Source organism: Mesorhizobium tamadayense (genome assembly GCF_003863365.1).
In the GTDB taxonomy this organism is placed as follows: Bacteria; Pseudomonadota; Alphaproteobacteria; order Rhizobiales; family Rhizobiaceae; genus Mesorhizobium; species Mesorhizobium tamadayense.
This window is the reverse complement of the sequence record NZ_RQXT01000070.1, coordinates 17510-30333: the sequence shown is the minus strand read 5'-3', so window position 1 is coordinate 30333 and position 12824 is coordinate 17510. Positions and strand designations below refer to the sequence as shown.

General features: G+C 61.3%; 7 protein-coding genes and 3 pseudogenes. 8 read left to right on the top strand and 2 right to left on the bottom strand.

Annotated elements, in window-relative coordinates; translation table 11 throughout:
* The 3 genes and pseudogenes from EH240_RS38610 to EH240_RS33220 all read left to right on the top strand — a co-directional run.
* Nucleotides 1-335 (top strand): annotated as a pseudogene (locus tag EH240_RS38610) (hypothetical protein); the annotation flags it as partial.
* Between the two features lie 100 nt (nucleotides 336-435).
* Nucleotides 436-2253: a cadherin repeat domain-containing protein gene (locus tag EH240_RS33225; RefSeq protein WP_206075366.1), complete on the top strand. Its 1818-nt coding sequence runs from the start codon at nucleotides 436-438 to the stop codon at nucleotides 2251-2253.
* A pseudogene (locus tag EH240_RS33220) lies at nucleotides 2199-2614 on the top strand (IS5 family transposase); the annotation flags it as partial. The gene EH240_RS33225 and the pseudogene EH240_RS33220, both read left to right, overlap by 55 nt.
* A gap of 588 nt (nucleotides 2615-3202) precedes the next feature.
* On the opposite strand, the gene EH240_RS33215 reads toward EH240_RS33220, so the two are convergent.
* Both EH240_RS33215 and EH240_RS33210 read right to left on the bottom strand, forming a co-directional pair.
* On the bottom strand, nucleotides 3203-4369 hold the full coding sequence (locus EH240_RS33215; RefSeq protein ID WP_167484277.1) for an IS110 family RNA-guided transposase: 1167 nt from the start codon (nucleotides 4367-4369) through the stop codon (nucleotides 3203-3205).
* Nucleotides 4370-4416: 47 nt separating this feature from the next.
* Nucleotides 4417-5025 (bottom strand): hypothetical protein, encoded by a 609-nt coding sequence (locus tag EH240_RS33210; protein ID WP_125006478.1) that lies wholly within the window; start codon nucleotides 5023-5025, stop codon nucleotides 4417-4419.
* A gap of 321 nt (nucleotides 5026-5346) precedes the next feature.
* Here EH240_RS33210 and EH240_RS33205 point away from each other — a divergent pair, with 321 nt between their 5' ends.
* The 5 genes and pseudogenes from EH240_RS33205 (at nucleotide 5347) to EH240_RS40260 (ending at nucleotide 12725) form a co-directional block, all read left to right on the top strand.
* A complete protein-coding gene (locus tag EH240_RS33205) occupies nucleotides 5347-8700 on the top strand; it encodes an Ig-like domain-containing protein (protein WP_125006476.1) in 3354 nt (1117 codons plus the stop codon).
* Nucleotides 8701-9335: 635 nt separating this feature from the next.
* On the top strand, nucleotides 9336-10883 hold the full coding sequence (gene istA / locus EH240_RS33195) for an IS21 family transposase (protein WP_125006474.1): 1548 nt from the start codon (nucleotides 9336-9338) through the stop codon (nucleotides 10881-10883).
* A 16-nt stretch (nucleotides 10884-10899) separates the two neighbouring features.
* Nucleotides 10900-11672 (top strand): annotated as a pseudogene (gene istB / locus EH240_RS33190) (IS21-like element helper ATPase IstB).
* A gap of 280 nt (nucleotides 11673-11952) precedes the next feature.
* Nucleotides 11953-12234 carry a hypothetical protein gene (locus tag EH240_RS39445; protein ID WP_245436627.1) on the top strand — a complete coding sequence of 94 codons (282 nt, stop codon included), beginning with the start codon at nucleotides 11953-11955 and terminating at the stop codon, nucleotides 12232-12234.
* Nucleotides 12228-12725 (top strand): calcium-binding protein, encoded by a 498-nt coding sequence (locus EH240_RS40260; RefSeq protein ID WP_425374860.1) that lies wholly within the window; start codon nucleotides 12228-12230, stop codon nucleotides 12723-12725. Before EH240_RS39445 ends, EH240_RS40260 begins: the two co-directional genes overlap by 7 nt.
* The last annotated feature ends 99 nt before the right edge of the window (nucleotides 12726-12824 follow it).

The following is a 12824-nucleotide window of genomic DNA, read 5'->3' as shown; positions in this document are numbered from 1 at the left end:
AGGGCGCGCTCGCGAGCGGTTTCGCTACCGCCGAGCTACACCACTCAGCGGGGCACGACCCTTTTGTCACCTTTGCCCATGCGGGTTCTTCGCCCAAGGCTGCGCGCGAAGACGGTCGCGTGGGCCATCGGCGCGTCGTGAGCATGCTGCAAGGTGGCATTGGATGCGCGCCAGGTGAGACCCGGCTGCCGTCTTCGATTTCAAAGGTCGCGCTCGTCGCTCCGAATTGGGAAGGTATGCGCGTCGGTCGTTCAGGTTATCGCTCATGGCGACGGCGCCCAATTGAGCACGATCGGTTGGAGGTTGCTGAGACGCTCGCTGCCCGGCCAGGCTGAGTCTGGGCGGTGCGTGCCGTCAGCAGTGAAGGAGATCCGATATGTCCAAATCTGTTCAGATTTCCGGAATTGCGGGCGGTGGGAATGTTGTTGAACGGCCATGACTTGGCTTGGCTCCTGGTCTTCCTCTAAAGGCCTTCAGACGATTGATGACGGGCCGATACCATCGTCCGGAACCAGCGCTCCGGATGCAGGTGAACACCACGATGACTGCACGCTAAGGGCTTCGGCGACAGGAGAAGCGAGCCCGGAAGATGGCGGCAGCCCGGCTGTCGAAACCAGCGTCCGCGGCAACAGCAACGGCGCGGACCAAGCCGCTGCCAGGATCGGTGATCTCATCTCCACGCGCGGGATCACCCCGACCTGGGCGGGCGACGGCGGGCTGAAGCTCACCGGGCTCGCAGAGGCGGCCGCCAGAATTGGCATCCATCTCGACGGCACCACTCTCGACGCCGCGACGGCGAATGGCTTCGACTGGTGGCACCGTGCGGGCCTCGCAGACAGCGCTCACCCCGCCAGCCCCGATACGATCGCTGGCACCAGCACGACGGCGACAGCGGCCATGCTCACTGTAAACAGTGTCCTTGGCGCCGACCCGATCTTCGAGACCAGGATTACGACCGCCGGCGACGATGTCGAGCAGAAGAACTCCGGCGCGATGTCGACCAACGTCTCAGACCTGGAGCTGGGTTATGACGGCAGCACCGCGCAGACTGACGGCCTTCGTTTCACCGGGATCAACATTCCCCAGGGCGCCATCATCACCAAGGCCTACATCCAATTCCAGGCCAACGAGGTGAAGACCGGCGCGGCGTCACTGCTGATCCAGGGCGACAATGTCGACGACGCGAGCGCCTTCACCAGCAAAACCTTCAACGTCTCGTCGCTTCCCCGGACGTCGGCATCCACTGCCTGGACGCCGGACCCCTGGACCGTAGTGGGCGAGCATGGCCTTGCCGAACGCACGCCGGACATCACGGCGATCGTCCAGGAAATCGTCAACCGCTCCGGCTGGGCGGCGCTCAACCATATGGCGTTCATCATCACCGGCACCGGCACGCGCACGGCCGATTCCTACGAGTCCAATCCGGCCAGCGCGCCGCTGCTGCATGTCGAGTATCTTCTGCCCGTTTCCGGCAGTCCGGTCGCGTTCAACACACCGGCCGACGCCAACGTTGCCGCCAACCAGATCGCCGAGCTCGCCGCGGCGGGCACAGCGGTCGGCATCACGGCGTCAGCCACGGATCCCGACGCCGGCTCGACCGTCACCTACAGCGTGAACGACACGCGCTTCGCCATCGACTCCAGCGGCGTCATCACGCGCTCGGGCACGGGCACGCTCGACTTCGAGACCCAGTCGTCGATCAACCTGACGGTGACGGCAACCTCGTCCGACGGCAGCACCGCCAACCAGACCTACACCCTCGCCGTCCTCGACAGCCCGGAGCCGGTCGCGTTCAACACACCGGCCGACGCCAACGTTGCCGCCAACCAGATCGCCGAGCTCGCCGCGGCGGGCACAGCGGTCGGCATCACGGCATCCGCCAAGGATCCCGATGCCGGCTCGACCGTCACCTACAGCATCAGTGACACGCGCTTCGCCATCAATTCCAGCGGCGTCATCACGCGCTCGGGCACGGGCACGCTCAATGCGACGACCGAGCCGTCGGTCAACCTCCATGTCACCGCGACCTCGTCCGATGGGAGCACCGCCACGAAGGACTATGCCCTCAGCGTGACCGCAGGGCCGACCTTTGAGAAAAGGATCGGGTCCAGCGCCGACGACGTCGAGCAAGGTCCCACGGGCGGGATGGACCTCATCAGCACCCATCTCGACATGGTCGTTTCGGGCATCAAGGTCGAGAAGGCCGCAAGCGCCATATCATCACCGACACCGAGGGGCACCTGGTCGGGCTGAGGGTGCATACGGCCGACATCCAGGACAGGGACGGGGCAGTCGGCGTCATCGCCTCCATTCGACAGCTTTACCCGTGGTTGCGCCATCTGTTCGCCGACGGCGGCTATGCCGGAGAAAAACTAACGCAGGCTCTGGCCGATCTCGGCACGTGGACCATCGAAATCATCAAACGCTCAGACACGGCCAAAGGCTTTGAGGTGCTGCCGCGACGATGGGTCGTCGAGCGAACTTTCGCCTGGCTGGGTCGCTGTCGCCGGCTCGCAAGGACTTCGAGGCGACCATCGCCAGCGCCGAGGCGTGGATCTTCATCGCCTCGATCCGCCTCATGCTGCGCCGCATGGCAGCTCCGCGTCGTGCATGACCGAGTTTCGAGTCAGGTTCTTACAGATTGGCCGGGAATTTGAAAGTTGCCAAAAACGACAGTGTCGGGATGAGCCGAGCCAGTTGGGTCGACGTTCTCTCGACCACAGAGGCACGAACCACGCGAACCAAGGAAGCGGGGTCAAGGATCGATTGATGGACCAGTAGCTGAATTGCCATCCCGGGCAGGGTGGTGGCCAGTGCCGAGAAGGCCAGAACCCCGCATTCCGACACAACAACCGAGGGCGAACGTCCTTGAGCGTGCATGCTGGAGGATTAGCTACAAAATCCTCACATGAGGCTTTTCGGGTCAAGGGGTATCTTCAAGGCGGCATGGGATTGTCCCTGTTCACGGTATCCATGGTCTGAGCCCGTTTCTAATACCGGTCCGATATCCGGACCTGTACAACCTCACATCCGGTCGCCGCTCCAAGGCGGCTGCACCAATATCCCGCATCCAGCGGTCAGGGCTCAGGAGGACGGGACCATTCTACGACACGGCTGTTGAGGCCATAGGATTGCTCGGTGCGTCCACCCGGATCCGTCAGGAGTGATCAACTCCTGAGGATAGGAAGAGAGTTGAAGAGCGTCACGCTGCCTTCACGATGGCTCCTTCGATAACGATGCCGTGGTGCACGTATTTCCAGAGCGCGACGAGCAGCTTGCGGGCAAGCGCGACGATTGCGACCTTTTTGCTGCGCAAGGCGCCCTTGTCGATCCGCACATGGAACCAGCGGGTGAGAGCCGAATCCGGCTGATGGCGCAGCCAGAGCCAGGCCAGTTGGATCATCGTTGTCCGTAGCCGAGGATTACCCGCCTTCGAGACACCTTGCTCCTGATTGATCGTCCCGCTTTGCCAGGGAGACGGTGCCAGCCCGGCGTAGGCGGCGATCTGCCTTCGGTTGCCAAACTGCCGAAACAGGCCTTCAGCATACAAGATGGCCGCAAACTCCGCACCAATCCCCTTGAGAGCAAGAAGCGCAGTCATAGGCGCTGTCTGGTCGGGCTTCTCTTCGGCGATCAGCGCATCCCGTTCGGCCTCGACCGCCTTGATTTGGCCGAGCAGTAGTTCGAGACGATCAAGCTCGCGAACGATCTGGGCCTTGAGATGATGGGACAGCGGGCGGCCATCGCCGGTCCGCAATTCTTCCAGCCGCTTGCGCCGGTCACGGCACAGCGGTTCATAGTCCCGGATCCCTTGGTTGAAGAGAAGCCCCTTGATCCGGTTGTTGTGAGCAATCCTCTCGGCCACCAGCGCCTTGCGCTCGCGGGAAATGCGGAGCCGATCTTCCGCCTCGAGGCTCGGCACCTTGACCATCGAGCACACCCGTGGCTCTCCCCGCTTGTAGGCCATCAGCGTCCGGATTAACGTCTCGCCATCGATCCGGTCGGTCTTTGCTCGCCGCCGCTTGCGCGGCACCGCAATCGAGGCGGCATCGACCACGTAGCTTTCAATCCAGGACTCTGCTGCGAGTACTCGCTCGATCCAGAAGCCGTCCAACCCCGCCTCCTGGATGACTACCACTGGATACAGTTTGCCCTGCCGGACCTGCGCTTTCTGCCGCAGGGCCTCAAAGCGGGCAAACAGACCGGCAATGTCACCGCCCTTCACCGAGTGGAATGACATCTTCTCGTTGCCCGGCGACAGCGAAGTCACAAGCCAGGTCGACTTGCTCAGTTCCAACGACACGAAGACTGCGCCAAGATTGGTTCGGATAGCGGCTTGGGTGTTGGGGCCGTCAGTGTTCAAAAGCATGATTGTCTCCAGAGTGGGGATATTGAGCAACCTCACTTTGGCAGAGCCTAGGCCGCTATCCACTCCTCATGGGATCTACGACCATTATCTCCATAATGAGCCAGCTTCGCTTCCGCGTTACCCGTCGCTCGCTGCGCTCGCTCGGGACGCTGCGCGAAGCTGTCTCGCACGGCCTTCCATTCGATTAACAATGTTAATATGTTTCCGTTATCTCGCGTATTATCAGATGGCGGCAATCTCAGGTGACTCGCTCCGGCACCAAGCAGTGGGTGTTTTTCTTCCAGCTCGTCGTCGATCATCGAGTCCGGCGTAGACCCGAGCCAGATGGCCGGCATCCGCTCGCAGTTGAAATCGATCGTGCCTTCAGGCCGCAAGAGAGACGGTTTTCTGTTGTCGATACCGACCTCAAGAGCGATCATGCCTACTATGCTGCGTTGATTGAAGCGGTAGCTGACGAGAAGAAGGAGTTGTAAGGAACCGAAGTGCCGGCATTTTTCGATCATCTCGTCAAGATTGATCTCACTGAGCTGGCATCCCTCCACCTCCAGACCGTCGCGCTTCAAGATCAACGTCTCAATACCAAGGCCTAGGGCATCGAGGGCCGGATCAGGGATTGGCTGCGCATGGGGGTTTTGCCGGGTACGGACACCCAGCATTCGTAGAGGCCAACTGCCTGATCAAGTCGGCGAGGCGTTGCGGCATGCCCCGACAATTGCTTGTGCAGGGTTTTCCCGTCGGTGCAGGACACGAGCATCGGGGGCTGCACAAACGCTGCTAAAGGCAGTTGCAGGGCCTGTAGAGTTTGCAGAGGGTCAAAAATTACAGCTGCAATAATGACTTGGTCGGCTGGTGACAGTTTCGGAAACCCCAGTCCAATTGCCATACCTCCTTTGGTGGATGTACGCTGCCTTTAAACCGGCTCGGATAAGGACTAAACTTACCGACCGCGTGGCTTCAATCCCGAAGGCGAGGGTAAAATGACAATAAAAGCCAAGGCGGACACCGCAAGTCTTCTCGAAGATACCACGGTCACTGGTAACTTGCTTGCCAACGACACGGAAACCTTCGCGTTAAAGTGGATCAAGTATGACAACACCTCCAAGCTGGTGGGCTCGACGACTACCATTCAGGGCCTCTACGGGACCCTTACGGTCTATGCCGATGGAAGCTACAGCTACACAGCCGACTTGGCGAAGGTTGAGGCCTTGGCCGCGGGAGCGGTCGTAACCGAGAAATTCGGCTATACGGCGAACGATCAACTCGGAAATACCAGCAGCAGCACGCTTACCTTTACCATCACTGGCGTTAACGATAATCCGGTGATCTCGATCGGCAGCGGCGACAGTGCAGGCGCCAACCTGACCGAAACCAATGCCACGCTTACGGCTGCCGGCAACTTTACGGTGACCGATGTCGATACCTCCGACACCGTCAGTTCAACTGTGACCAAGGCGGTTCTGACTGGCGCGACCGGCGGCCTCGTCGAAGCCGATGTCAAAGGACTGTTGAAGCTCACTCCGGCCACGGGGCTTGCTGCCAACGCCGGCGACTCGCATAACCTCGGCTGGCAATTCGACTCCGGATCGCAAGCCTTTGACTTCCTGGGACAGGGCCAGGTCTTGACCATCGCCTACACGATTTCGGTGTCGGACGGTCATGGCGGGTCGGCCACCCAGCAAATCAATGTCGCCATCACCGGCACCAACGACGCGCCGGTTGCTAGCGCAGACGCCTATGCAGCCAAAGCCGGCGTGCAACTCAATGTGTCGGTGGCGCAAGGCGTCCTAGCCAATGATCACGACGCAGAGGGCAGCGCCCTCCATGCCGTGTTGATTTCAGGCCCGTCGCACGGGACGCTCCATCTGCTGGACGACGGGTCCTTCGACTACACTGCCGCCGCCGGTTACACGGGCCCGGACAGCTTTACTTACGAGGCTTTCGATGGGGCCGCGTACAGCGCCGCTACCGCCGTCACGCTCTCGGTTACCTCCGGCAACACGCCACCTGTTGCCGCCAATGACAGCTACAATGTCACGGCCGGGACGGATTTTAGCGTCGTCAGGGCGGGGGGCGTCCTCGCCAATGACAGCGACGCCGACAGCAACCCGCTCGAGGCCGTCCTGCAGACGGGGCCTGCCAATGGCAGCCTGACCCTCGATAGCGATGGTTCGTTCATCTACACGGCAGTTGCCGGCTTCACCGGAACCGACAGCTTTACTTACAAGGCCTTCGACGGGACAGCCTATAGCAACACGGCAACTGTCAGTCTGGTGGTCAGTTCGCCCAACGCCATTCCAGTAGCCACTGACGATGTCTACAGCTTGAATGCCGGCTCGACCCTGACGAAGAGCGCTGCCAATGGCGTCCTCGCCAATGACAGTGATGCCGATAACAACGTGCTGCAGGCGGTGCTGCTCATCGGCCCCAGCAAGGGTACGTTGGCGCTCAATGCGGACGGCTCATTCACCTACACGCCCATTGCCGGCTTCATCGGGACCGACAGCTTTACCTACCGGGCATTCGATGGCCACGACTACAGCGCAGCGGCATCGGCCGAACTGACGGTGAACGCCATTCCCGCCCCCACGACCGTAGTATTCCAGGATGGGTTGAACGGCTATGCGGCCACCCTGGACACCACCTTGGATCAGGCAAAGCCCACGACGTCGTTCGGCTCCGACGTCGCAGTGAGCGTCGACAAAGCCGATGCCGGCGTCGCCAATGCCAAGCAAGCGCTGCTCGGTTTCGACAATTTGTTTGGTTCGGGCCCGGGGCAGATCCCAGTGGGTGCCACCATCACCTCGGCAATCCTCACCTTACAGACGAACAACGAATCTGCGTCGGCGGCCAATGGTGCGTTCTATCGCATGCTGGTCGACTGGACCGAAAGCGCGACTTGGAACTCGATGGTTGGAGGCGTCCAGGCCAATGGCGTCGAGGCCCTGTCCGTGGCGGACGTGACTGTGGGGCAGACCGCTCTCGGACCAACCACGGTTGATGTCACCGCAAGCCTGCGCGCCTGGGCAACGGCGGGTACGACTGCTGCTGAACTCAATGCTGCAAACCAGGGCTGGCTGATCAGCACAGGTTCTACCGACGCCTGGAGGTTAGACTCCTCCGAGGATTCAGTGCACCCGAAGCTCGCCGTAACCTACGTGATCGGCACCAGTTCCATGCCGGCCCTGGGCATTTCCGATGCCGCGCAAACCGAAGGCCCGGGCGCCAATATTACCTTCCACCTCAGTCTCGACCATGCTGCGTCTCAAGACATTCTGATCAGCTACTCGATCATTGACGGCACCGCCACCGCCGCCAATGACCTGCTCGGCCCGGCGACGGGTACAGTGACCATTTCTGCCGGCCAGAGTTCCTTGGACCTTGCGCTCACGCTCAAGGACGACACGTTCACCGAGAACACGGAATCCTTTAGCCTCAAGTTGAACTCCGCAAACGGTGCCTTCATCGCAGACAATACGGCGACTGGTACGATTTACGACAACGATCCAAACCCCGTCATTCAAGCCAGTGTCGTCGCCGTGACCGACCTCGCCACGGCCCCTTTCCGCGATGTCGATGCGGCAGGGGTTGGTATCGGCGATCCCTCCGGCCTGGCCTATGATCCGGTCTCTCACAAGCTGTTCATTGCCGACTCGGAACATGATGAGAGACCGTGGTTCAGCCAGACCAACCTGTTCTCGATCGGTCCCACCGGTGCTATTCAGGGATACAGCGTGGAGTCATTCACCTCCGAGCCCACCGGCCTCGGGATCAATCCGTCCAACGGCCATATGTATATCTCCGATGACGATCAGCTGGAGGTGTTCTGGGTCGACCCGGCCAATCCATCGGTCAAGCTTGGATCATTCGACACGGCATCCCTGGGGCAGGACGACAGCGAGGACTTGCGGTTCGATCCGACGACCGGCCACATCTTCGAGCTCGGTGGCCACCAGAAACTGATGTATGAACTGACTGGCGATGGGGCACTGGTGAGAACCATAAATCTCCCCTCGGTGATGCATGACGCGGAGGCGCTGGCCTACGATCCAACTCACGGCATCTTCTTCGTCGCCTCCGGATTGAGCCCGAATATCTGGGAGATGGATCACGACGGCGACATCATCTCGACAATCAGCGTCCTCAACTCGCCGGCCTACACAAACCCGATTACCGGGGTGGCGGTGAGGCCCAAGGGTCTGGAGCTGGCACCAAGTTCCGACCCGAACGACGGACAGCAAATGAGCCTCTACGTCGCCGACTACGGCGTCGACCAGGTCGCTGATGGCCGGTTGTTCGAAATCCATCTGGGCTCGGACTGGCTGCTGGCCTGACGGCTGGACTCAGGAAGCCGAGAATGGTGGGGGTGGGTCGTGTACAAATGCAGCGCTCGATAGAGGGCGGTATGTCCTGGAGTTGGCACGCCGAGTTAGGGATCGGCACCGGCATCCTCATGAAGGCTCCCGGCGTTATGCTCATTCGATCGTGTCTTGCACCGGTACCCGCGACGCTTCTCAAGTACGAGTGCCATCCGCTCGATCTGAAGTAGTGCTCGTAGAAGTCTGTCCTCTCAGCAGCGAACCTGAAGACTCGGCGCGTGTCGATGAGGGAGATCGCGGAGGCGACGGCGAGGCACAATGAGTCATTGAAGGAGCTTGGCCTACCTTTACTGCCATCTAGCAGCCGTGTCTGAGAAGTGGTAGGGCGTGTTAGTATCTGCGCTGGCCCCCCCAAGAGATGGTCCGGTTTGAATGTCAGTGCATGATCAACCTGGGCGTCAGCGCTGCCATGGTGCGTGTTTCGGTAATTCCCGGACACCCTTTTCGCTAAATCCCGGACAGTGATTTCAGTAATTCGCGGACAGCGTTTCCGCTAAATCCCGGACAGTTTTCGGGAGCGGATTTAACGGTCGGTTCTCGGCTGCGCCGTTCTGGCAGTTTGGCCTCTCACGATGACGTTGAGAGGGGCCATGCCGAGACGGAAGCAAGCGAGACGAACGAGTGTGAGGGATATCCAAGCGATCTTGCGCCTGACCCATGAGCAGGGTCTTTCGGTGCGTGAGGTGTCGGAACGGCTCAAGATCAGTAAGACGACAGTATCGACCTATTTGCTGCGAGCGCGGGAGGCCGGGCTGTCATGCTGGCCGCTGCCGCCGGGCCACGACGACGCGACACTTGAGCGGCTGCTGTTTGGCCGTGCCGGTCGTCCGCCACAAGACCTGAGCGAACCGGACTTTGCGCTGATTGCCCGGGAGTTGAAGCGCAAGGGGGTGACGCTGACGCTGTTGTGGCAGGAGTATCGTGCCGCCCATCCCGACGGCTACGGCTACACCTGGTTCTGCGAGCACTTCGCCGCTTTCGAGCGCCGGACGAGCGCGACATTCCGCAATCGGCATGCGGCGGGCGCGGTGATGCAGACGGACTATGCCGGGCAGACGGTGCCGGTGATCGATCCGGCGACCGGCGTCATTTACCCGGCGCAGATTTTTGTCGCGGTGCTGGGCGCCTCCAATCTGACCTTCGCCTTTGCCAGCTCCAGCCAGAAGCTGCCGGACTGGATCGAGGGCCAGGTACGGGCGCTCGCCTTCTTCGGCGGCGTCACCAGAGCGATCGTGTGCGACAACCTGAAGGCCGGTGTCGTCAAGGCGCTGTGGTTCGAGCCGACGCTGAACGCGACCTTTGCCGCCATGGCCGAGCATTACGATACCACCATCCTGCCGACCCGAAGCCGGAAGCCGCGCGACAAGGGCAAGTTCGAGGGCGCGGTGCTGATCGTCGAGCGCTGGATTCTGGCACGGCTCAGGAATAGATCCTTCTTCTCGATCGCCGAGCTCAACGCGGCGATCGCCGAACTGCTCGAGGATCTGAACAACCGGCCGATGCGCCATGTCGGCCAAAGCCGCCGCGAACTGTTCGAGGAGATCGAGCGGGCTGCCTTGAAGCCGCTGCCGGCAGCACCGTTCGAATACGCCGAGTGGAAGTCGGCGAAGGTGCATCCTGACTACCATGTCGAAGTCGACAAGACCTTCTACTCGGTGCCGAACCGGCTGATCGGGCGCACCGTCGAAGTGCGGCTCACGCATCGAGTGGTCGAGATCTTCCACGATCACCAGCGTGTCGCCAGCCATGTGCGTCGCTCACAGCGTTCCGGCCATGTCACCGTCAACGAACACATGCCCAAGGCGCACCAGCGCTACGCCAACACCACGCCGGCCAGCCTGATCAGCCGGGCGGCCGGGATCGGCCCCAACACCGCCATTCTGGTCGAGCGCATGATGCGCGACCGGCCGCATCCGGAACAGGGATATCGCTCGGCCATGGGCATCCTGTCGCTGGCGCCGCGCTATGGGCCGGAGCGTCTCAATGCCGCCTGCGAGCGGGCGCTGCTGATCAACGCGATCGCCTACTCCTCCGTCACCGCCATCCTCAAAGCCGGCCTCGACCGAGCCAGTTCTGCAGAACCGGCAAAGCCGACCCCCCAGCACGCCAACATCCGCGGCTCCACCTATTACCAGTGAAGGAAAGGAAGAAAGAATGCTGACGAACCCTACCCTCGACCAGATGCAGACCCTCGGTCTGGCCGGCATGGCTGCCGCCTGGCGCGAACCGGCCGAACGGAACAACGCCAACGAGCTCAGCCGTGACGAGTGGCTCGGCCTGATGCTCGACCGCGAGGTCGCCATACGGGCCGACAAGCGCGTCCGGAACCGGCTCGCCTCAGCCAGGCTGCGCTTTCCCGAAGCCTGCATCGAGGACATCGACTTTGCCGCGCCGCGCGGGCTCGACCGGCGCAGCACCATGGCGCTCGCCCAGGGCGAATGGCTGAAATCGCATGAGAATCTAATCGTCACCGGCCAGACCGGAACCGGCAAGTCGTGGCTGGCCTGCGCCTTCGGCCGGCAAGCGGCACGGCTCGATCATTCCGTGCTCTATGTGCGCGTGCCGCGCCTGTTCGAGGATTTGGCGCTCGCTCGTCTCGACGGCCGCTTCCCACGCCTCATTGACAAGCTCACCCGCGCGCAACTGCTCATCCTGGATGCGGAACCCACTCCCTCACCGACCAACAGCGCTTCCATCTGTTCGAAATCGTCGAGGAACGCTATCGCCGCAAATCCACCCTGATCACTGCCCAGGTCCCGGTGGCCAGATGGCATGACCTGATCGCAGACCCCACCGTCGCCGACGCCATTCTCGATCGGATCGTGCACAACGCCCACCGCATCGTGCTCCAGGGCGACAGCATGCGAAAGCAAAAGGCAGCGCCCCTCTTGACCGGCACCGAAAACGGCGAAATCAATCATCCATGAACGCAACAAGGCACCCAAGGACCGTCGCCGCCAAACTGTCCCGACATTAGCGAAATCGCTGTCCGGGAATTAGCGGAGCCCCTGTCCGGCTTTTGCGAAATGCGCAGCCATGGAGAGAAGATGAGACTAGGGTTGCCAGTAGGGTATCGGAAGAGTTGTATTAACTTTATTCATTTATTTCAATAGTTTACGAAAAGAATGATAATCCCTCCGTCTTTGCCTCAACAGCAACATGCAGGAACCGGATGGCCGCAGCTATACTTCAGTGCAAGGCCATTGGATGCAAAACCTTCTTGCGAGCTCCGACGCGACCTTCAACGTCGCCTATTTCCATCTCACGCCGTACAATCCGAGCGGCTACACTGCCACCATGCAGTGGCCCTTCGAGCAATGGGGTGTGAACGCGGTCTTTGCCGGGCACGAGCACAATTATTACCGGGAGAACCGGGACGACAATGGCGACGGCGTCTACCTTCCCTACACGACCACCGGCCTCGGCGGCGCCGGCAACTCCGTCCCCAATGTCGGCGCCAACCTGGGGTCACCGACCAGGGCATGTTGATCGAGTTTTACAAGGTGAGCAGCTTCAACGGGACAACCGCAACTCCCGTTTTGGTGGATTCCTACTTTGTCCCGACGCCCGCCGGGCGCACGCCGACGATCGTCAACGGCGGTTATGTCCTGAACGGCACGACGGGCGCGGACTATCTGTGGGGCCTTGGCGGCAACGACACGCTGATCGGCGGCAAAGGCAACGATCTTGCTCGTCCCCGGCAACCAGCAAAATTTGTTCGTGTTCCACAAGGGAGACAGGCAGGACACCGTGATAAATTTCGTAGCGGGCACCGGCACCGGCGATGTCCTCAAAAACGCCCGGACCGAGTTCAGCTTGTGCCGAGCAGAAGTGTAATGGCTGGGGGCGTCACCGCCGCGAAGCGCCCTCCCTTCTTAAGAGAGTCTCGACGTGCCTGGGCTTGCGCCGCCCAGTCCAGACCGTCGCTTTCCGTGTCGCCGGGATTGGCAACGGCCACGGCCGCTCCGATCGTGCAATAGGGCGTCCCCTGGGCATCCGAGCAGTCGACCTGATTGTTGGCGTAAAGCGTAACACCCCTGGCGGCCTGTGCAGCCGCCGGAAATAGCCCGCCAGCAGGG